The sequence below is a fragment of the Acidimicrobiales bacterium genome (assembly GCA_016794585.1).
Classification (GTDB): domain Bacteria; phylum Actinomycetota; class Acidimicrobiia; order Acidimicrobiales; family DATDAH01; genus JAEUJM01.
In genome coordinates this window covers 51,757-72,759 of the sequence record JAEUJM010000044.1, presented here as the reverse complement: position 1 = coordinate 72,759, position 21,003 = coordinate 51,757, and the positions used below count along the sequence as shown (strand labels likewise).

The window sequence follows — 21,003 nt, the reverse complement described above, 5'->3', positions numbered from 1 at the left end:
CCACCCTCGGCGCTCCCGCGGTCCGCACGAGCGTGATTGGAGGAAATCGCTGCCACATGTGGCGGCTATTTCCTCCAATGTCCGGGCGCGGTCAGCCGGTGGTGAGGTGGACGGTGTCGGCGAGCGCCGCGGCGATGTCGGCCTCGGCGAAAAGGAGCGGGCGCACCTCCTTGGCCGCATAGGCGTCAGCGCCGGTGCGGTGCTCGGGGCGGCTCGGGTCGCCGGTCTGGCCGTAGGCGAGCAGGCCGACCGCGTTCGGGCCGTCGTCGGTGAGCTCGACGGCCATGACGAAGCTCACGCCGTAGTCGCACTGGTAACCACCGGGGGTGAGGCCGGTGCGCTCGCGGCCGGGGAGGGCCATCGCCTTCGGCGGCACGGGCTCGAGCGACATGGGCGCCAGCGCGCCCCAGGGGCTGAGGACGTTCATCATCCCCTCGCCCTCGCCGCCGCCGTGGACGGGCACGCGCTCGTCACCGCGCATGACCCACTGCACCTCGCCGAGCGGGGCATCGAGGGCGACGCCGGCGGCGGCCAGGACGCGCGCCGCGTGGCCGGCGGCGTGCACGACGGGGTCGGCGGCGAGGTCGGCCGCCGGCGCCGCGAGCCCGCGCGGCGTGGCGACGGGGTCGTCGGGGTCGAACGCCTCTGCGAACAGCGGGCCGGCGTCATGGCGCTCGGCCGGGGGGAAGGTGCTGACCAGCTCACGCCAGAGCGCGGCGCCCCGCGAGCCCAGGTCGTAGCGGCGGTCCCACGCTGCGAGTACGTCGGCCACCTCGACGAGGTCGGCCTCGTGGCCCTCGACCGTCACCGTGCCCGCCGCCCGGCAGCGCTCGACCACGGCGTCCACGAGCAGGTCGGCGCTGAGGCTCTCGTTCGCGAACAGTGTGGCGAGCAGGTCCTCCTTGGTGACGCCGCCGCGCTCGGCCAAGGCCGCCGCCAGCGCCGTGTTCTGGCGGGTGCGCAGGGTGCGGGGCGTGCGCTCGAGGCCGTGCAGCGGCGAGAACCCCTCCAGCGGCTCGGCCGGCGAGGTGAGCCAGTGCGAGTCGTTGGCGTTGACGAGGATGTCGCGCCGCTCGACCTGCGGGAGCTCGGCGTGGGCCTCGAGCCCGGGAGAGCGGGCGCCGGCGCTCTCGGCGTCGAGCCAGTCGTCGTCGGGGTCGCTGCCGTCGAGCAGCGCCACCCGGTTCTCGAACAGCAGGGCGGCGACGAAGTCCTCCCGGATGCGGGTGGTGTAGCGGGACTGCGCGCCGGCGCTCAGCTTGGGAGTGGCCGACGCGTCGATGTACCAGGCCCGGCCCGAGCGGTCGGCGGCGAGGGTGTTGACCCACGGCATGCCCTGGACGTCGGCGTAGACGGCCTGGAACCGGTCGAGATCGGTGGCCTGGTCCATGCGGGCGAACTGCTCCAGAACGGCGGTGTTGTCGAGGTTGGCGTCGCGGTAGGCGAAGCCCAGCTCGAGGCCCCAGCCCAGCAGCGGAAGGTTGAGCATGGGCCCGTGGTGCGAGCGCCACAGCGTCCGCTCGACCTCGGTGACCGCGTCCGGGACCCCGGTGTCGGCCCGCACCGCCACCCGGTGGGTGGCCGACGTCATGGCCCGCTCGTCGTCGCCGAAGCGGTAGCGGGTGGGGTCGCCGGCCATGAGGTCAAGGCGGTAGACGGTGAAGCGGTTGCCACAGGAGAAGGTGTGCGACCAGGCCACGCCCTCGGTGAAGCCCATCTGCACGCCGGGGGTGCCGAGCAGCGACACGCCGTAGACGTCGAGCTCGCCGGGGATGGTGAGGTGGCACTCCCAAAAGCGGGCCTCGCCGTACCAGGGGAAGTGGGGGTTGGCGAGGACCATGCCGTGGCCCGAGGCGGTGACGTCGCCGCCCACCGCCCACCCGTTGCTGGCACCGTCGCCGGCGGCGCCACCACCCCCGCCGAGGGCATCCACGGGAGACGGGGCCACGGGGCCGTCGGGACCGGGCGCCTCGGCGCGCCCGATGAGGCCCACCAGGTTGCGCCCGCTCGCCATCAGCGAGATGTCCACCAGGTGGGCGTAGAACTCGAGCTCGGTGACGGGACGGATCCAGCCGGCGCCGGCGCACCAGTCGGGGAGGGTGCCTGCGGCGTGAGCCTCGTCGACGGCGCGGTTGTAGCCCGCCACGTAGCCGGCGATGAGCGCCCGCAGGTCGGGTGACTGGGCGTCACGGAAGGCAACGGCCCGACCCATCACGTCCAGCGCGAGGTAGCCGAAGTCGCTGGCGAGGTGATCACCCTGCCGGCCGGCGCCGAACCACCGGGCCCGCTCGCTGCGCACCTTCAGCAGCTGGTCGGCGATGGCCGGCAACTGGTCGCGCCCGCAGGCCCACCCCTGCCCGAAGCCGATGCCGCCCCAGTCCCCCGCCCGGATGTGGGGCACCCCGTCGCTCGTGTACCGCACCTCGGCGTCGAACCCCGCGGCGCCCGCCTGCCCGTCCCCGTCGCTCATGGCCCCACCGTACGAGACGCCCGACCCCATCCCTTTCTGGGACCACGCTGGCGTCGCCTGGGCACGGCGGTCCCAGAACGGCCGAGGCGGGCGCCGGTGGTGTCGCGAGGGCGTGGACCCGGCTGGGTACCCTCGCTCCGTGCGCCGCCGCCTCGCCGTCCTTGCTCTCGCCGCCGCCCTGCTCGGGCTCGCCGTCGCCTGTGGGAGCGACGCCGGCGACGCCGCCCCGACCACCACCGAAGGGGCGCCCGTGACGGGCCAGCTCACCGGTGTGGACTGGGTGCTCGAGGCCGATGACAGCTCGATCGACCTGCCCGACGGCGCCAGCGCCACCCTCACCGTGGACGCCGGCACCGTGTCGGGCCTCGGCCCCTGCAACAGCTACCGCGGCTCGATCCAAGTGGACGGCACGTCGGTGACCATCGGCAGCCTGGCCGAGACCCTCATCGGGTGCGAGCGCGATCTCCAGGACGCGCAGGACGCCTTCACGGCCGCCCTCCGCGCCGTCGACACCGCTGAGGTCGACGGCGAGACGCTCGTGCTCTCCGGCGCCGACGACACCACCCTCACGTTCACCGCCTCGGACCCCGCCCGCGCCGTCCTCGGGAACTGGGACATCGTGGACGTGGCCAAGACCGACGCCATCATCGGCGTGCGGGAGGGCACGTCGCCCACGTTGACCTTCGCGGCCGACGGCTCCATGGCCGTCGACACCAGCTGCAACACCGGCGGTGGCCCGTACACCGTGGACGGCAACGACATCGCCATCGGGCCGGTGGAGGTCACCGAGCGGGCCTGCCTGGACCCGACCGGCGTGATGCGCCAGGAGACCCGCATCCTCGCTGCCCTGGGCAACGCCACGAGCGTCGAGGCCACCCCCGACCGCCTGACCCTGCTGGACAACCAGGGCTTCATCGTCCTCGGCGCCGTCCCCGCCGACTGATCCCGGGGCGCAGCCGGCGCGATCAGTCGCGAGGTGGAGGCGAGCACGTCCGGATTCCGGATGCCGTGGCCTCCACCGCCGAGATGGGCGCCGGCGTTCAGCGCTGATCGGCGCGCCGGGCCAGGGTCCGCTTGAAGATCACGAGGGGCAACAGCAGCTGGGCCACCAGTGCGACCGCCCACACGACGAGCGGGCCCAGGAACCAGGCGGTGGCACCGGACACGGTCAGGCCGTCGGTGAAGGTGGCGGTGACGACGAAGCTGACGATGGTGGCCACCAGCGCACTGCTGCCGATCAGCGCCGGCGCCCGCTTGATGGCCATCTGGCGGAACAGGGGGTGGATGAGCAGGTCGACCACCGCGAACACCAGGACCGCCACGACGAAGCCGACCACGGTGATGCGGATGCCGTCGACCACCGCGGCGGCAACGATCAGCCCGAGGGCGTCGGCGATGAGGGCGACCACGGCGGCGGCGAGGAGGCGGAGCACGCCTCGACCGTAGCCAGACCAGCTTGTCCTGTCACCGCTCGGTACAGTCCGGCGATGGCCCGTCGCCCCCTCGCTCTCGCCGTCGCCCTCGGGCTCCTCCTCTTCGCCGCCGCCGGCCTCGCCGCGTGCGGCAGCGACGACACCGCCGACACCCGCTCCGAGACCCAGGGCCTGCCCGACCTCCTCACCGACCTCGAAGCCCAGGAGTGGGTGCTCGACCCGAGCGACAGCTCGGTCGAACTGCCCGACGGCGCCTCGGCCACCCTGAACGTCGACGGCGAGACCACCAACGGCGTCGGGCCCTGCAACTCGTACGCCGGCCCGTTCGTGCTCGAGGGCGACTCGGTCGAGATCGGCCCGCTGGCCGGCACCCTCATCGCCTGCGAGCAGGCCCTCATGGACGCCCAGGACGCCTTCGTCTCTGCGCTGGAGGCCGCCGACACGGTCGAGATCACCGACGACCGCCTCGTCCTCACCGGCCCCGACGACGTGCGCCTCGCCTTCGACGCCCTCGATCGGTACCAGGCCCTCGTCGGCGACTGGGACGTGGTGAACCTGGCCACCCCCGACGCGGTCACCGGCCCCGTCGACGGCACCGAGCCCACCGTCTCCTTCGCCGACGACGGCACCGTGTCGGCCACCACCGGTTGCAACGACGGCAGCGGCGAATGGCAGCTCGAGGGCGACGCCCTCAGCATCGGCCCGCTCGCCGCCACCTTCCGCACCTGCGACTCCCCCGAGGGCGTCATGGATCAGGAGGCGGCGCTCTTCACCGCCCTCGACGAGACCGCCCAGATGTCCATCGCCGGCGACACCCTCACCCTCCTCCGCGAGGATGGCACCATCACCCTCGTCCTCACCGAAGCCAGCTGAACCCGGGCGCTACCACCGGGTGCAGGTGGAGACGACCGAGAACTCGGGATCGGCGGGCAAGCCGTCCCCGTACCCGGTCTCAGTGAAGGTGACCTCGTGCCCGTCAACGTCGAACACCGGTGACGCCGGCGGTCCGAACCACGCTGAGCTCGTCGGGTCTTGGCGGCGCTGTCGACTCACCGATCGTGTCAAGGATCGGCGTCGTCATTCCCAGGGTCGCCGATGTCAAGCGTCAGTGTGTCGCCCGGCACGCAGATCGGCCCGCTGATCCGTTGGATCTCTACACCGCCCCTCAACACGACAAGATCAGCAGGAACGCAGTGGTTCGAATCGAATACGCTTCGGACAGCCTGTGACTCGCCGGGCCGGACCCTGTACCCGATGTCGTCCTCGGTAACGGGCTCATCGAAGTTGGAGAAGTAGCGGGCCTCGACCGTGACCGCCTCGTCGCCCTGATTCACCACCCAGATCCCCTCGATCCCGAGGTCTTCGGCGAACGGACCGCAGGCGACGAGCAGTGCCGCGATCGCGCCGGCGAGCACGCTGGTGCGGCCGAGGGTGGCGAGCAAACCGGTCATGACGGATTGTTCACGTCGAAGTAGCGGAGGAACACGTCGGTGGTGTCGTTGGTGTCGGCGATGAGGAGGTTGTCGGCGTCGGTGTTGAACACGACCAACCTCCCGTAGTAGTCGAGGCTGCCGCCCCAGGCGGGGGCGTTCGCAGGGCCGTCGATCCCCGCGGAGACGAGCACCGGTGCGTGGCTCGTGTCGATCGGCCACAGGTGGTAGAGGTCGCCGCCGGAGCGGACGACCATGCCCCCGATACCTCCGGGGGCGAGCTCGACGAGGTTGACGTCGTCGTGGACGTACCGGTTGCCCTGGTAGTGGACCACGACGTCGTCGCCTTGCTGGTAGGCGACGGCATCGTTTGTGGTGTACCCGCCGACCTCCGGGCTCGTGGACGCGACCAGCGACTCCCCGCCGATCGCGTCGGTCGAGACACGGGTCAAGGTGTTGTGCACCGTGTTGTACTCGTACACGTCCACCACGCTGTTGGTGTCGGTCGTGACCAACGCCGCGTCGGTGGAGAACACCACGTAGTCGCCGTCGTCGGTGATGTCCGGGTCGAAGCTCAACCCGACCGGGACGCCGTTCACGTCGCACGACAGGCAGGTCGGCGGCCACAACGGGTGATCCCGGTCGTGCAGGTAGATCGCCGACACCGCTCCCGAAGCGAACGTGGCGGGCCGGTCGAGCCCGGCGTAGGCGCCGGCCTCGTATACCACGTAGCGGCCGTCGCCCGAGATCGCAGGGCGACCCGCGGCCGCCAACTGGGTGCTTTCAGGCTCGAACAAGGACACCCGCTCGATCGACGCGGGCGCCCCGGGTTGGGCGATGTAGATCTGCGCGCCGTCGCTGGGTAGGCCGGTGTCGTCGAGGTCTTCGTCGAGCGACGCGAACGCAACGAGCTCACCGTCGCTGGAGGCCACCGGGTACCCGCTGCTGTCGTCGGGGTCGGTGGTCCCATCGGGGTCCCCGCCGGACACGAGCACGGTCTCTCGACCGCCAGGGTCGACGAGGCGGTGCTGGTAGATCTCGGCGCCCGAACCCTGGTCCCCGGTGACCATGTTCGGGGCGGTCGAGGCGAACACTGCCGCGGTCCCGTCGGACGACAGCGCCCCGTGGGTGCTCGTGTCGTTGCCCAACACGCCGAGCGAGTTGGCCGACACGACGTCGGTCAGCGGCGACGTGTTCTCGAACGACGCGGTGACCGTGAACTCGTCGCCGTTGCGGTCATCGGAGTTGAGGTCGATGTTGGTGATGACCAGCGTGGCGCTCTGGCACGCACCGTCGATTCGGACTTGGTCTCCGAAGGACGCGAGCTCGGACTCGTAGGTCTCGATGATCGACTCGCCGTCGCGCTGGCACACGGCCGGGAGACCCGACTCCACGCCACTGTTCGGGGCCCGCTGATAAGCGATCGTGGAGAACCGGTACTTGTTGAGGTGGCCCGAGTCCCCGATCTCGAGGGTGAGCTCGACATCGCCCTGGAGGTTGTTCTTGGGGTCGAGGTCGACGAACGCACTGCCGCCCGGCGCCACTCGCACCTCGGACGTCACCGGCACCTCGGGCGTCGACAACACCAGCCGCGTCCGATCCGGACGCGGGATCTCCGCAAAATCATCGGCCCCGACGGAGAGGTCTGAGTCCTCGAGTGCATCTCGCCACACCGAATCGAGGTGAGGGTCGCCGTAGTGGTAGCGACCACCGAGCCCGGAGCGGTCGTCGAACAGGTAGTTCGCGATCCAGAACTCGGGGAGCACCTGGTCGATCGACGTGCTCTCGTCGTCGACGAGCAGGCCCTCGATGACCTCGGACACCTCGTCGTCCGACGTGTCGATCCCTTCCCAGATGCGCCGCATGAACTCGGGGTCGAACTCCTCCTCGAGGTACTCGGCGAAGATGAACGACCCGTAGGCGTGCGACCGGTCCGGCGTGAAGTCCACCGAGTTGAACGGCACGCCGGCGGTGAAGATCGCCGGAAAGTCTGCGAGGTATGACCTAGATGCCCCGAACACCTGATCCAGATGACGGGCATAGGTAGGTTCGTCGGGGTCGCCGATGGCGACCGAGGCCTGATGGGCGGCCCATTCGGCGCTGGCCTCGAGCCACCACAACGTGGTCTCGTCATACGGGAGGTGGAAGTCCGAGAAGTCGGCGACGTAGCCGTCGATGTCTCGAAGGGCCGTGTAGTTGTACTGGACCTGATGGAACAACTCATGGCGCGCCAGGTACGTCGCGCTCGGTGCTTGGTTCCCGAGCCGGATGAACGACCCGACCGGGCTGGCGAAACCTTCCCCGGCGCCCTGCACCAGAACCACCACGACACCGGGGGCCGGTTCGTAGCCCATGTTGATGTAGGCCTGGCGCGCTCCTTCGAGCGAGGTTTCCATGGTGTCGATGAAGTCAGGCAGCCCGTTCTCCGGGTTGTCGTCCTCGTCAGGGTCGATGTCACCTTCGCCAGGGTTGTAGATGATCGCGAAGTGCGGCGTGGTGTGGATGCAGCCCGGTAGCCCGGTGAAGTCGAAGACATCGGTTTCGACCAGGCCGGTGCAACCAGACAGTGTCCCTGCCACCGAGGTCATTTCTGGAGTGAGGAACGACTCGATGTCCTCCTTCTGGGCTGGGTCGAGGCTCCCCCACCCGTTGCCCAGGTAGCTGAGCACACCCGCAGTGGGGTCGATAGAGGCTTCGGCGGTGGACCGGTAGCGGGGTTCGATGGCGTCCTGGTTCAGCAGGCCCTTGACGCCGTACTCGGTGAACTCGTCGAGGTCGATGCGGCCGGTGCCGAGGTCGACCTGGAGGCGTTGTTGGGTGTTGAGGCCGTTGTCCACGGTGACGTCGATCGTGACGCTGGTCCGGGGCGGGCCGCTGCTGTACACGGCCCGTGCCGCCAGGGTGTGCGGCCCGTCGGCGGTGGTGGTGCTCGACCCGGCCATCTCGAACGGCGCCGCCGTGTCGGTGAACACGACGTTGCCGTCCAACAGGAACTGCACGCCCGTCAGGTTGGTGGTGACCGCCGCGGTGGCGGTCACGGTCACGTCGTCGAACAGGACCTGGTCCGGGACGGGGTCGGTGAGCTGCACCGACCTGGCCTCGAACTCGATGAACGGGGTGAGCGGTGAATGCGGCAACCCTGGCGCGTCGACGTCGTCCTCGACTGCTGACGCCCGCCACGAGAACCGCACGTCCCACGGGACCGTTGCCGAGAATCCTGACGTCTCCCCCGGGTCAACTTCGGGGGCAGTGATCACCGAGAGCAGGTACGTATCCGGGAAGTACGAGAAGTACGTCACGTGGCCGCGGTCCTCGTCGGTGTCGTCATACACCGCCGACGCGGTCACCGCGGTCGAGGCGAGGTCGCCCTGCGGGGCGTACGGACCCGAGACCGTCGGCGCGGTGTTGTCCTCGCCGGCGTCGGAGGGGTCCGACCAGATCAGGTTCAACGTCGGTGGGGTCGACGAGTCCGCCGACGCGAACTCCCGGAAGCCGCCCGCGCTCTGCGATTCGTCCGCGGCCCGCAACATGACCCCGTTGTTGGCCCACGACTCGTTCGGGTTGGTGCTCGTCCACCGCGCCGCCCCGGCGGTCAGATGGATCGACACCGCCCCCGGCGACGAACAACCCGGCGCCCCGAACCCGGCCGTGCCTGACATCGAATCGATCGCCACTCGATCCACCAGGTCCTCGACCGGGCCCGGCCACGACGTCACCTCCGACCCTTCCCACGCGGTCGGCACCGGATAGGCCTCCACCGGGCCCGGCGAGCAGTTCGTCCCGAACACCTGGCGCAGGTCCAGGCGGGCGTCGTAGACGTTCATCCCGTCGAAGTCGTCCATCCCCGGAAACTGGAGATACGACCGCAGCACCGCCCCGTCGCCGTACCCCACATACAAGCTGTTATTGGTCGAATGGTCCCCAGTGTCCGAATCTGCGACGTAGGTGTCATCAGCCCCGACCTCGACCGTCGCGAACGGCGGTTCCACCGTCGGGTCCACCAACACCGGGAACACCCGGGCCGGGTCCGCCAACCACCCCGGGTCGACCGACACCACCAACACCGGGCCCGACCCGTCGTCCTCGACCGCATAGGTGACCGCCTCGGACCGCTCCCCCACCCCACGAGCCGTCGCCGAGTCCACCATGAACCCCGCCGGTGTCACCGCCACCACCGCCCCCGTCCCGTCCCGATACTCCACCGCACCCTCGGCGTTCACCGACGCCGACGCACCCTCCAACACCAACGGGAACCGGAACTCGCTCGGCGACTCGGGCGAAGCCAACACGATCGTCTCCTTCACCCCCCGATCCAACGCGGTCAACTCCACATCGACCCCCTCGACCACCTCACTGAAGGTCGCCGTGTCCCCAGCCACCTCCGCCTCGACCGCCGCGGCCCCTTCGAGACCGAACCCCACCGACACCCCCTCTGCCGGCTCCACCGCCACCAACTCCGCCGCCGACGCGTCCGACGCGATCGCCACCGGCACATCGGTCGCCGCCGGCGCCACCACATCCCCCGACGCCGACTCGAGATCGTTGTCGAACCGGCGCCACCCACCATCAGCACCTTCGAAGTGCAACGGCGCCGACGACGACACCGTCTCGAACACCCCCGCCACGCTCGTCGCGAACGTCCGAGAGAACTCCGACCGCAACGACACCACCTCCGCCCCCCGCTCGATCCCCCCGTCCTCGGAGAACACCAGCTCCCCCACCTCACGCGGGGGGGGTCGGCGAAACCTCCCCCGCACGCGACACCTCGGCCCCCGCCGGCGCAGCCACCACCACACCCGCCAACACCATCACCACGACAACCGCACCCGCCCACCGCCGAACCATCACAAAGAACCCCCTCGCAGAGGCACCACTACCCACCTAACACCACGCCACTGTCAAGCAAAACCCAGGGAAATGTACAGAGATGTCCACCCCCGAAGACCTCGAAACCAGCGAAGCCGACGCCGTCAATGGGCGTCGGCGGGGAAGAGCTCGAAGTTGAGCCAGACGTCGAAGGGGAGGGCGTCGAGGCGGCGCTCGAGGTCGAGGCGCATGGCGTGCTCGTCGGCGATGGTGAGGGTCGGCGGGGCGACGCCGTCGACCTCGACGTAGAGCTTGGGGCCGACCTTGGTCATGCGCAGGTCGGGGACGGTCACGCCGTACTCGGCTTCGATGGCGGCGACCGCGGCGCGGACCGGCGCCTGCACGTCGGCGGGTGGCGACGCCTCCACCAGCTCGACGAAGGTCGTGCGCACCATGCCGAGCGGCGCCGGCACCAGCACCACGGCGGCGACGAGCACCAGCGCCGGGTCGAGGTACGGCACCCAGTCGCTGCGGGCGCCGCCCTCCAGTGCGAGCATGGCGCCGAAGCCGATGACCATCCCGCCGGCGAGCACAGCGGACACGCGCCACGCCGTCGCCTCGGCGCCCACGAGGTCCGAGTCGGGAGCCATGCGCAGGAGCAGGCGCCACACAACGAGCGAGGCGGCGAGGGTCAGCACGCCGTAGGCGAGGGCCCAGCCGGCCGCGACCTCCTCGCCCCCGGCGAGGATCGAGTTCACGGCGTCCACGGCGGCGTAGGCGACCGTGCCCAGCAGGACGAACCCCTGCACGCCCACCACCAGCGGGGTGAGCGCCTGACGGCCGTAGGGGTAGACGTGGTTGGGGCCCCGGCCGACGGCACGCGACACCGCTAGCAGCAGCCACGACACGGCCACGCCGATGAAGGCATAGGCCCCGTCGAGCAGGATCAGCTGCGACCCGGTGGCGATGCCCCAGAGCACCCCGGCGACACCGAGCCCCGCGGCGGCGACGAGCGAGACCCGCAGGGCCCGGCGCTCCACGCCGGCGTCAGGGGCGACCATGATCTCGTGACCTCCAGTTCATGGATCAACCCCTCGCGCAACCCGGGCGGTCGACGGGTGGATCGCTAGGGTACCGAGCGGTGACAGCAGACGAAGGGGTCGGGACCGCCTCCGAGACGGACACCGACGTCGGCGAGGATGCCCCCCGCCTCACCCTCGTCACCCTCACCGCCATGGTGGTGGGCTCGATGGTGGGCGCCGGCGTGTTCTCGCTGCCCCGCCGCTTCGCCGCCGAGACCGGCGTCTACGGCGCGCTCATTGCCTGGGTGATCGCCGGCGCCGGCATGTTGATGCTGGCGTACGTCTTCCAGACGCTGGCGGTGCGCAAGCCCGACCTCGATGCCGGCGTCTACGCCTACGCCAAGGCCGGCTTCGGCGAGTACCTCGGCTTCTTCTCGGCCTTCGGCTACTGGGCCAGCGCCTGCGTCGGCAACGTCACCTACTGGGTGCTGATCATGTCGACCCTCGGCGGCATCTTCACCTGGCTGGGCGAGGGCGACACCCTCGCCGCCGTCGGCCTCTCCAGCGTGGCCATCTGGGTGTTCGCCGCCCTCGTGCTGCGGGGCGTCCGCGAGGCCACCGCCATCAACAAGATCGTGACCGTGGCCAAGATCATCCCGATCCTGGTCTTCATCGTCCTCGCCGTCGCCTACCTCGACGTGGACGTCCTGGCCGACAACCTGTCGGGTGAGGGCGCCGGCTCGCTGTTCTCCCAGGTGCGGGGCACCATGCTCGCCACCGTTTTCGTCTTCCTCGGGGTCGAGGGCGCCAGCGTCTACTCCCGCTACGCCAAGCGCCGGGAGGACGTCGGCCGGGCCACCATCCTCGGCTTCGTCATGGTGCTCGCCATCTTCGCCAGCGTCACCATCGTCAGCTACGGCATCCTCCCCCGCGAGCAGATCGCCGAACTGCGCCAGCCTTCGATGGCCGGGGTGCTCGAGGCCGCGGTCGGCGGGTGGGGCGAGGTCTTCATCAGCGTCGGGCTCATCGTCTCGGTGCTCGGCGCCTACCTGGCGTGGACCCTGATGTCGGCCGAGGTGCTCTTCGTGGCCGCCCGGGACAAGGACATGCCCGCCTTCCTCAGCCGCACCAACGCCGCCGACTCGCCGGCGGCGGCGCTGCTGCTCACCACCGCGCTGATCCAGGTCGTGCTCTTCGTGGTGCTGCTGTCGGAGAACGCCTTCGACTTCATGTTGAACATGACCAGCGCGCTCAGCCTCATCCCCTACCTGTTGGCGGCGGGCTTCGCGGTGAAGCTGGCGCGGGGCCGCGGGGGTGTGGCCGCCGGTGAGCAGGGTCGCAGCGATCTGCTGGTGGCCGGCCTGGCGACGCTCTACACGGTGTTCCTGCTCTACGCCGCCGGCGCGAAGTACCTGCTGGTGGCCTTCATCGTCTACGCCCCGGGCACGATCCTGTTCGTCATGGCCCGCCGCGAGCAGGGTCGCCAGCTGTTCAGCCGACCCGAACTCGTCATCCTCGTGGTGTCCGTGCTCGGCGCGGTGGCCGGCGTCGTCGCCCTCGCCACCGGCACCATCTCCATCTGACCCTCCCCCCTCCGGCCAACCCTCTCTCCCACCCCGCCGCACCGACTCCAGGAGCGATCCCATGCCCGACCAACCCCTCCCCTACGGCGTCCACTCCGAGGTGGGCAAGCTCCACAAGGTGCTCGTGTGCGCCCCCGGCCTGGCGCACCGCCGCCTCACGCCGACCAACTGCGACGACCTGCTCTTCGACGACGTGATGTGGGTGCAGAACGCCCAACGCGACCACTTCGACTTCATGGCCAAGATGCGCGAGCGCGACGTCGAGGTGGTCGAGCTGCACAACCTGCTGGCCGAGACCATGGACCTCCCGGACGCCAAGGCGTGGCTGCTCGACCGCAAGATCACCGCCAACGAGGTCGGCCTGGGCCTGGTCGACGAGACCCGCTCCTTCCTCGACGGCCTCGACACCCGTGAGCTGGCCGAGTTCCTCATCGGCGGCCTCGCCACCGACGACCTGCCCGACGAGTTCCGCACCGGCTACCTCGCACTGGCCCGCGAGCACGCCGGTGTGCGCGATTACCTCATGCCACCCCTGCCCAACACCCTCTACACCCGCGACACCACCTGCTGGCTCTACGGCGGGGTCACCATGAATCCCCTCTTCTGGCCCGCCCGCCACGACGAGACCCTGCTCATGAAGGCGATCTACCAGTTCCACCCGGACTTCGCCGACGCCGACGTCAAGGTCTGGTGGGGCGACCCCGAGCTGGACTGGGGCCTCGCCACCTTCGAGGGCGGCGACGTGATGCCCGTCGGCAACGGCATCGTCCTCGTGGGCATGAGCGAGCGCACGTCCCGCCAGGCCATCACCCAGGTGGCCCACGCCCTGTTCGAGGCCGGCGCCGCCGAGCGGGTGATCGTCGCGGGCATGCCCAAGCTGCGGGCGGCCATGCACCTCGACACGGTGTTCACCTTCGCCGACCGCGACATCGCCACCGCCCACGCGCCCATCGTCGACGGCATCGAGACCTTCTCCATCCGCCCCGACGACGCCGGCGAGGGCGTCGAGGTACACGCCGAGCGCAAGCCCTTCGTCGACGTGGTGGCCGAGTCGCTCGGCCTCGACCAGCTGCGGGTCATCGAGACCGGCGGCGACATCTACGCCACCGAGCGCCAGCAGTGGGACAGCGGCAACAACCTCGTGGCCCTCGAGCCCGGTGTCGTGGTCGCCTACGACCGCAACACCCACACCAACTCACTGCTGCGCAAGGCCGGCGTCGAGGTCATCACCATCGTCGGCGCCGAGCTCGGCCGCGGGCGCGGTGGCGGCCACTGCATGACCTGCCCGCTCGTCCGCGACGCCGTCGACTTCTGAGCCGGCGGACCCGATGAGCGGCTCCGTGGACCTCGGGGTCCTGCTCTTCGTCACCCTTTTCGCGCTCTACAGCCCGCTGGCGGCGCTGTCGTCGTACCTGCCCATCGTGGGGCGCCTGCCCCTTCCCGACCGCACCCGCCTGGCCGTCGGGCTGTTCACCTACGTCTTGATCTTCGCCATGGCGTCGATCTGGGTGGGCGAGCCGCTGCTGGAGGTGCTCGGCATCAGCACCGCGGCGCTGTCGGTCACCGGCGGCATCGCCCTGCTCTACGCCAGCATCCCGATGATGCGGGGCCTGACGGACCCGGCGCTCCTCGGCGACCGGCCTGCGGGTGCGGAGGCGGGGGCCGACGGCGCCGACAGGGGCGACGACGCCGCCGGCGAGAGCTGGCGTCGGGTGCTGTTCACGCCGGTCACGTTTCCCCTGACGGTGGGTGGCACCACCTTCGGCATCCTCGTGGGGTTCACCGCGCAGACCGACGGCGCCGCCGACCAACTGGCCGTGACCGTCGCCGGGGTGGCCTACGCGGCGATGACCGGCATCACGCTCTGGGTCGCCGGCCACCTCGACCGCCGCCTGTCCGACCGCTCCCGCGGCACCCTCGAGCGCATCGCCGGCATCCTGCTCACCGCCATCGGCGTGACCCTGCTGGCCAGTGGTGGCACCCAGCTCGTCACCGACGCTCTGAACGGGTCGAGCGCGTTCTGAACCTGCCCTCCGGGCTGTCAAACTGGACCCGATGATGTCAGGACTGCCACGACCTGAGTAGCGTGGGCCCATGGCCGAGCTGGGCACGCGCGCCAAGCAACGGGCCCAGACCCGAGAGCGCCTCCAGGCCAGCGCCCTCGAGCTGTTCCGCCGCGACGGCTTCGACGCCACCAGCGTCGCCGAGATCGCGGCCGGCGCCGGTGTCACCGAGCGCACCTTCTTCCGCCACTTCCCGACGAAGGAGGCGGTGCTCTTCCAGGACTACGAGAGTCGCCTCGAGTGGTTCAGCGCCGCCCTCGCCGTCCGGCCCCTGGACGAGCCCGTCCTCGAGTCGGTCATGGTGGCGGTGGGGTCGTTCCCCGACGACCGGGAGATCCTTCACCAGGTCGCCGCGATCCGCCACGGGGTGCTCAGCCCCGAGACCATCGAGAACCACCTGCGCCTCGTCCAGGGCGCCTTCGCCCGCGAGCTCGAGGGCGCCATCCGCCAGAAGATGGAGCACACCCGTGCCACCGACGGCGCGGGCACCACCGACGACCGAATCGAGCTGGTCTCGGTGGTGGTGGGCAACGTCATCGCCGGTGCCCTGCTCGGCGTCCTCGACGTCTGGACCCGCCGCGGCGGCGGCGATCCCGAGGACATGACCGTCCTCACCGGCGAGGCCTTCGCCCTCCTCGGCGACGTCCCCCTCGCCTGACCCTTCACTGGAGGAACCACCAGTCACCGGTGACTGGCATTTCCTCCAAAGATGCCGGATTCGACGGCCTCGAACATCGGTGGAATCACTCATCCCGAATCCGGCGACCGCCGATGGAACCCGATGGGCGCACGGTCGGGATTCGCGAGCCTCGCAGCCCTGCTTGCGCTGGCGGGCACGGGGTGCCTTCCCTCCGCCGGACCCGGCATCGAGCGGTGCCGCCCGGTGGACCTCCCGTCGGTGGACGACGGCGACTCGGTCGCCATCGCATCGGCATCGCCCGCGCCGGGCTGCCGCCATCGACTCGCGTTCGAGGAGCGAAGGCCCGGTGGACACGTTTCGGATCGAGCCGCGGCCATCCTCGAACGGGACGGGTGGCTGCTCGATCGCCATGAGGACGCTCACTGGACCGGTTGGGTCGACCAGGAGGACCAGCGCTATCGGGTCACCATCACCGAACCGGACGACCCCGGGGGCACCGCGAGTGCCGACATCGTGACCGCCGGCCAAGCCGCGCCTCCCTCGATCGAGCTGTCGCTCGGTTCCTCGTACCCGACCGACCAGGCACGAATCGCGGGCGACCACGTCGTCGTGCCCACCGACGGCGGACTCCGGGCGTTCACCGTCGAGTCGGGAGAGCCGAGGTGGTCGGTCGACGACTGCATCTTCCCGGGCTGGCTCGCGCCCGTCCCCGGACCGGACGGCTCGCCGCTCGTCCTCAACTGCGGGGGCGAGATCACCGCAGTGGACGCCGACGGCGGCGAGGTGCTCTGGCGCCGTCCCGTGCCCGCAGGGACCGAGCGCGTGCGGCAGAGTCGGACGATGCTCGTGCTCCAGTCGACCCAGGCGGTGCGGGTCCTCGATCTCGAGGACGGCGAGCAACGATGGGCCCGACGAGGACTCGGCGATGCCGCCATCGCGGTCGACGACGACCAGGTCTACGTCGGCAACGACGACAAGTTGCGGGCCCTCGACGGCGACTACGGCATGGGGATCTGGCAGATGCAGGCCAACATCGGTGCCCTCTTCGCCACCGACGACGCCGTCTTCGTGCGCACCGCGGCGACGTATCCCGCTGGGCCCGAGAGTGCGCGGCTGGAACGGCTCGACCCGTCGACCGGCGAACGCCGCTGGAACGTCGAGTACGAGGAAGGGCTCGAAGCGAGCCCGATCGTGGGCGCATCCCAGCAGGTCGTGGTCCTCACCACCGACGACCACGTCGTCGTGTACGACGCCACCACCGGCGAGGAGCGGTGGTTCGAGACGACGCCCGGTGCCTTCTCCGTCACCGTGGGCGCCGAGCACGTGATCCTCACCGACTCAGCCGACGGCAGGACGATCGCCTACGACTCGGTCGCTCACCGGCAGGAGCGCCTGCTCGGTCCGTCGTGCGGCCTGGCCGTCGCCGCGGGCGCCACGTTCGCCACGCAGGTCTCCTGCGCAGACCCCGCCCGGCCGACCATCCAGGTCTTCGACCTCCGCGATCGGGCCTGACTCCGGTCCGGTCGCCGCCGCTGGGCGTCAGCCGGCCGTGGCGGACGAGCGCCGGCGGAGCAGCGCCACCAGGGCGACGGCGAGGAGGAGCAGTGTGCCGTTGATGACGTCCTTCACCCAGGGGTCGATGCCGGCGAGGGTGAAGCCGCTGACGGTGAAGGCCACCAGCAGCACGCCGACGACGGTGCCGAGGGGGTTGAACCAGCGGCGGAACGCGGTCGCCCCCAGGTAGGCGGCGGCCAACGCGGGCAGCACCAGCGCCGGGCCGACGGTCGGATTGGCACCCCCGTTGCGGGCCACGGCGACCACCCCGGCGAGGCCGGCGAGCGCGGCGGACAGCACCAAGCTGAGGGTGACCTTCGCAGCGACGCCGATGCCGACCAGGCGCGCCGCCTCACGGTTCGAGCCGACCGCGTACAGCCGTCTCCCCCACGGGGTCTGTTCGAGGAGGTACCAGAGCAGTCCGGTGACGACCACGATCACGACGAGCGGCCAGGGCCAGGCGCCGATCGAGGTGAAGGGGTCGGGGAACGTGCCGAGCACGCTCTCGCCGCCCGTGTACCAGGACAGGACGCCGATGACCACGCTCGACACGGCGAGCGTGACCACGATCGAGCTGATCCCGCCGCGGGCGACGAGCAGGCCGGTGACCAGCCCGATCAGCGCCACCACGCCGACGGCCAGGAGCATGGCCGGGCCCCATCCGAGGCCGAACCGGGTCATGCCCGCCGCCGCGATCACCGACGAGAGGGCCGTGAGGGCGCCGACCGAAAGGTCGAACTCGTTGCAGATCAGCGGGACCGTCACCGCCAGCGCAACCAGCACGGGCACGGCCTGGTTGTTGAGCACGAACTTGAAGTTGGTGACCGTGGCGAAGGTCTCCGAGGTGGCCGGCAGCAGCGAGAAGAAGGCGATGACGCCGACCAGGGCCAGCAACAGGGCGTAGCGCTCGGCCAGGTCGGCACCCCGCCCGCTCGACCGGCTCGGCGCCGGGGCGGCACCCACGTCGACCACCGCGTCGGTGGCGTCGTCCACCACCGGGTCCTCACCGCTCACGCCGCCACCCCGCCGTGGGACAGGTGGGCGACGGCCTCGGGGTGGGCGTCGGCCCCCCGGAGCTCGCCGACGAGGCGCCCGTCGTGCAGCACGAGCACCCGGTCGGCGAGCGCGCAGAGCTCCTCGGCGTCGGACGACACGCAGAGCACGGCCCGGTGGCCGCCGGCCACGAAGCGGCGCACGAGCGCGTGGATCTCTGCCCGTGCGCCGACGTCGACCCCGAGGGTCGGCTCGTCGAGCAGGAGGAGGGTCGGGTCGCGGCGCAGCCACCGGGCCACCACCGCCTTCTGCTGGTTGCCGCCGCTCAGCGTGCGGACCGGCGCCGCGACGGATCGGGCCCGGATGCCGTAGCGCTCGACGTCGTCCGCCGCCGCCCGCGACTCGCCGCCCCGGTCGATGCGGCCGCGTCGACGGAAGCGGCCGAGGTCGGCCACGCTGAGGTTCTCGGCCAGCGACCGGGCCGGGAAGAGTGCCCGCTCGCGCTGCTCGGGGACGAGAGCGACTCCCGCGGTCATCGCGTGGGCCGGCGAGCGCGGTGCCATCGCGGCGCCGACGAGCTGCACGGTCCCGCCCCGACGGGGTCGGGCCCCGAACAGCGCCTCGAGCAGTGCAGAGCGCCCAGAGCCGAGCAGCCCTGCGATCCCCACGACCTCGCCCGGCGCCACCGTGAACGACACCCCCCGCAGCGGACCGACCGCGAGGCCGTCCACCTCCAGCAACGGCGCCGCCTCGGCGGCCTCGGGCTCCTCCGCACCGCCGCTACTGCCGCTACTGCTAGCGGAGGCCCCAGAGGCCTCCCGGCGGGCTGCGGCCCGGGCGCCGGCGGTCGCCCCTCCGCCATCGCCGGCGCCCGGGTCGATCGTCGCCGAGGACGCCACCGGCGTCACCGCCCCGGTGACCAGGGCCACGAGGTCGGCAGGGACGGTGTCGGCCACGCGCACCCGGGCGACGGTGCGGCTGTCGCGCAGGACGGTGGCCTCGTCGGCGGCTCGCGTGACCTCGTCGAGGCGGTGGGTGACCAGGACCACGGCGTGACCCTCGCCGGCGAGGGACCGCAGGCCGGCCAGCAGGGTGGCGGCCTCGGCGGCGGGCAGCGCCGCGGTGGGCTCGTCGAGGATGAGCAGCTTGGGGCCTCCGCTCGCGACGGCCGAGCCGCCGCCGTCCACGTCGGCGAGGGCGCGGGCGACGGCGACCAGCGTCTGGACCGCCGGCGACAGCGACCCCATGCGGGCCGCCGGGTCCACGGTCAACCCCAGCCGGGCCAGGCCCGCGGCGGCGTCGGCCCGCGCCGCCCGCCACCGGATGGAGCCACCGGGCCGGGTGGGCAGGCCCGCGACCACGCCGATGTTCTCGGCCACGGTGAGGTCGGGGAAGACCGAGGTGCCCTGGTGCACGACCCGCACGCCGGCCGCCCGTGACCACGCCGGCGAGGTGCGGTCGGCGCGGACCTGGGCGCCCCCCACCGACACCGTCCCGCCGGCATCGGCCCGCTCCACGCCGGCAACGACGCGGATGAGCGTGGACTTGCCCGACCCGTTGGCTCCGAGCAGGGCGTGCAACGACCCCGGCGCCACCGACAGGTCGACACCGTCGAGGGCGAGCACGCCGGCGTAGCGCTTGGTGAGCCCCCGCACGGCGAGGGCGGGCTCGGGCCTCCCGCTCACACCCCCCAGACCTCGCGGTAGGTGGCCTCGAAGTCGTACGGGGGCGCCGGCGGCTCGTTGCCGTCCACCAGCGTGTCGGCGGTCAACAGCTGGTAGCCCACCCCCTCGTCCACCGTCTCCGCGCCCTGGAAGATGCGATTGAGGGTGTCGATCGCGGCCCAACCGGTCCAGTCGGCGGGGAAGGCCATAACCATGTCGATCTGGCCATCGGCGAGCAGGTCGTACTGCGAGGGCATGCCTTCGGCACCCAGGACGAGCAGGTCGTCGCGGCCGGCGTCGGCGATGCCGGGTAGGCCGAGCTGCACCGCGGCGGCGTACGGGAAGCTGATGGCGTTGGCCTCGGGGTGGGCGACGATGGACGAGGCGACCTTCTGGGGCAGCGAGCCGTCGAGGAGGTCGCCGGTGCTGAAGGTGACGGTGTCGACGAGCTCGCACGACCCGCACGTGCCCACGGCCTGCTCGAAGCCCTCGCCGAGCAGCGTGATGGCGAGCAGGTCGTCCTGGGTGAGGTTGATGACCTTCAGCTCGGCGTCGGTCTCGACCACCCCGAAGTCGACCTTGGCGCCGGCGAAGTCCCGGGCGCCCTGCTCGGGGTCCTGGCCCTCGGGGGTGAAGCTGACCTGCGCCGCGAAGCGGGCGTCCTGCTCGCCGTCGGAGGTCACGTCGCAGTCGAAGGCGTTGAGGACCACGACGGGGAAGTCGGCGGCGTTGGCCTCGTCCAGAGCGCCACTGAAGTGCTGGCAGTCGACCCCGACGACCACGGCACCGTCGGCGCCCGCGGCGATGGCCTGTCGCACGCCGTCGCCGGCCTTGGTGAAGTCGAGCCCGGTGTCGAAGAGGGTGGCGTCCCAGCCGATGGAATCGGCGCCGTCCATCACGCCGTCCACCAGCACGCTGCAGCTCTCGAGCAGCTGGCCGCACGAGATCACGTAGATCGCGGCGCCGTCGACCGCGGCGGGCCCGTCGTCGGGCGGCGGGCGGAAGGTGCCTTCGAGCCAGGGCTGGAGGCCCTCCTCCGCAGCCGCCACGGCGTCGGCTCCGCTCAAGACGGAGGCCACCGTCGTGGTGGTGCCCCCGCCGCCGGCGCTGGTGGCGGTGCTGTCCTCGCGGTCGGGGCTGGTGCTCGACCCCGAGGCACAGGCCGCGACGACGATGGCGATCGCCGCCGCCAGCAACTTCACGGCGCCGTGTCGGCGTCCTCCGCGGTCCCCCATGGCCATCCCCCCGGATCGGCGGTCCGGTGCGGCCGTCCGCACCTGGTGTCCGTTGTGGCCGGATCATGTCAGTGTTGACATGAGTGCGCAAGTGATGGAGGGTGGCGCCC

At 71.3% G+C, this 21,003-nt stretch carries 15 protein-coding genes; 7 read left to right on the top strand and 8 right to left on the bottom strand.

Going from position 1 to position 21,003, the window contains the following annotated elements:
- Positions 1 to 91: 91 nt before the first annotated feature.
- Entirely contained in the window at positions 92 to 2,470 is a 2,379-nt protein-coding gene (locus JNK12_22155; GenBank protein MBL8778649.1) for a penicillin acylase family protein, read from the bottom strand.
- Positions 2,471 to 2,609: 139 nt separating this feature from the next.
- On the opposite strand from JNK12_22155, the gene JNK12_22150 reads away from it, so the two are divergent.
- On the top strand, positions 2,610 to 3,413 hold the full coding sequence (locus JNK12_22150; protein MBL8778648.1) for an META domain-containing protein: 804 nt from the start codon (positions 2,610 to 2,612) through the stop codon (positions 3,411 to 3,413).
- A 97-nt stretch (positions 3,414 to 3,510) separates the two neighbouring features.
- Here the strand turns inward: JNK12_22150 and JNK12_22145 are convergent, their stop codons facing one another.
- Positions 3,511 to 3,903, bottom strand: a complete 393-nt coding sequence (locus tag JNK12_22145) for a phage holin family protein (GenBank protein MBL8778647.1) — start codon at positions 3,901 to 3,903, stop codon at positions 3,511 to 3,513.
- A gap of 54 nt (positions 3,904 to 3,957) precedes the next feature.
- On the opposite strand from JNK12_22145, the gene JNK12_22140 reads away from it, so the two are divergent.
- Entirely contained in the window at positions 3,958 to 4,776 is an 819-nt protein-coding gene (locus JNK12_22140) for an META domain-containing protein (GenBank protein MBL8778646.1), read from the top strand.
- A gap of 188 nt (positions 4,777 to 4,964) precedes the next feature.
- Here JNK12_22140 and JNK12_22135 read toward each other — a convergent pair whose 3' ends face one another.
- From JNK12_22135 to JNK12_22125, 3 genes are all read right to left on the bottom strand, one after another.
- Positions 4,965 to 5,354, bottom strand: a complete 390-nt coding sequence (locus JNK12_22135; GenBank protein ID MBL8778645.1) for a hypothetical protein — start codon at positions 5,352 to 5,354, stop codon at positions 4,965 to 4,967.
- Positions 5,351 to 10,042 (bottom strand): DNRLRE domain-containing protein, encoded by a 4,692-nt coding sequence (locus tag JNK12_22130; GenBank protein ID MBL8778644.1) that lies wholly within the window; start codon positions 10,040 to 10,042, stop codon positions 5,351 to 5,353. The genes JNK12_22135 and JNK12_22130 overlap by 4 nt, the downstream gene beginning before the upstream one ends.
- Positions 10,043 to 10,303: 261 nt before the next feature.
- Entirely contained in the window at positions 10,304 to 11,200 is an 897-nt protein-coding gene (locus JNK12_22125; GenBank protein ID MBL8778643.1) for a cation diffusion facilitator family transporter, read from the bottom strand.
- 80 nt (positions 11,201 to 11,280) lie between these two features.
- Here JNK12_22125 and JNK12_22120 point away from each other — a divergent pair, with 80 nt between their 5' ends.
- From JNK12_22120 to JNK12_22100, 5 genes are all read left to right on the top strand, one after another.
- The gene (locus JNK12_22120) at positions 11,281 to 12,744 is read left to right on the top strand and encodes an amino acid permease (GenBank protein ID MBL8778642.1); all 1,464 of its coding nucleotides are present in this window, start codon (positions 11,281 to 11,283) and stop codon (positions 12,742 to 12,744) included.
- 61 nt (positions 12,745 to 12,805) lie between these two features.
- The gene (gene arcA, locus JNK12_22115) at positions 12,806 to 14,059 is read left to right on the top strand and encodes an arginine deiminase (GenBank protein ID MBL8778641.1); all 1,254 of its coding nucleotides are present in this window, start codon (positions 12,806 to 12,808) and stop codon (positions 14,057 to 14,059) included.
- 13 nt (positions 14,060 to 14,072) lie between these two features.
- Positions 14,073 to 14,768 (top strand): MarC family protein, encoded by a 696-nt coding sequence (locus JNK12_22110; GenBank protein MBL8778640.1) that lies wholly within the window; start codon positions 14,073 to 14,075, stop codon positions 14,766 to 14,768.
- Positions 14,769 to 14,838: 70 nt separating this feature from the next.
- Positions 14,839 to 15,465: a TetR family transcriptional regulator gene (locus JNK12_22105; protein MBL8778639.1), complete on the top strand. Its 627-nt coding sequence runs from the start codon at positions 14,839 to 14,841 to the stop codon at positions 15,463 to 15,465.
- A 225-nt stretch (positions 15,466 to 15,690) separates the two neighbouring features.
- Positions 15,691 to 16,959, top strand: coding sequence for a PQQ-like beta-propeller repeat protein (locus tag JNK12_22100; GenBank protein ID MBL8778638.1), 1,269 nt, complete (start codon positions 15,691 to 15,693; stop codon positions 16,957 to 16,959).
- Between the two features lie 27 nt (positions 16,960 to 16,986).
- On the opposite strand, the gene JNK12_22095 is transcribed toward JNK12_22100, so the two are convergent.
- Genes JNK12_22095 through JNK12_22085 form a run of 3 tightly spaced genes read right to left on the bottom strand, consistent with a single transcriptional unit; the run spans position 16,987 to position 20,893 of the window.
- On the bottom strand, positions 16,987 to 18,015 hold the full coding sequence (locus JNK12_22095) for an ABC transporter permease (GenBank protein MBL8778637.1): 1,029 nt from the start codon (positions 18,013 to 18,015) through the stop codon (positions 16,987 to 16,989).
- Positions 18,012 to 19,679: a sugar ABC transporter ATP-binding protein gene (locus JNK12_22090; GenBank protein ID MBL8778636.1), complete on the bottom strand. Its 1,668-nt coding sequence runs from the start codon at positions 19,677 to 19,679 to the stop codon at positions 18,012 to 18,014. The genes JNK12_22095 and JNK12_22090 overlap by 4 nt, the downstream gene beginning before the upstream one ends.
- On the bottom strand, positions 19,676 to 20,893 hold the full coding sequence (locus tag JNK12_22085) for a substrate-binding domain-containing protein (GenBank protein ID MBL8778635.1): 1,218 nt from the start codon (positions 20,891 to 20,893) through the stop codon (positions 19,676 to 19,678). The genes JNK12_22090 and JNK12_22085 overlap by 4 nt, the downstream gene beginning before the upstream one ends.
- Positions 20,894 to 21,003: the final 110 nt, after the last annotated feature.

Bases quoted from the DNA above. Each gene is read 5' to 3' on its own strand.
- arcA (MBL8778641.1), top strand. From the start codon at position 12,806: ATGCCCGACCAACCCCTCCCCTACGGCGTCCACTCCGAGGTGGGCAAG.
- JNK12_22110 (MBL8778640.1), top strand. From the start codon at position 14,073: ATGAGCGGCTCCGTGGACCTCGGGGTCCTGCTCTTCGTCACCCTTTTC.
- JNK12_22135 (MBL8778645.1), bottom strand. From the start codon at position 5,354: ATGACCGGTTTGCTCGCCACCCTCGGCCGCACCAGCGTGCTCGCCGGC.
- JNK12_22105 (MBL8778639.1), top strand. From the start codon at position 14,839: ATGGCCGAGCTGGGCACGCGCGCCAAGCAACGGGCCCAGACCCGAGAG.
- JNK12_22085 (MBL8778635.1), bottom strand. From the start codon at position 20,893: ATGGGGGACCGCGGAGGACGCCGACACGGCGCCGTGAAGTTGCTGGCG.
- JNK12_22125 (MBL8778643.1), bottom strand. From the start codon at position 11,200: ATGGTCGCCCCTGACGCCGGCGTGGAGCGCCGGGCCCTGCGGGTCTCG.
- JNK12_22155 (MBL8778649.1), bottom strand. From the start codon at position 2,470: ATGAGCGACGGGGACGGGCAGGCGGGCGCCGCGGGGTTCGACGCCGAG.
- JNK12_22140 (MBL8778646.1), top strand. From the start codon at position 3,958: ATGGCCCGTCGCCCCCTCGCTCTCGCCGTCGCCCTCGGGCTCCTCCTC.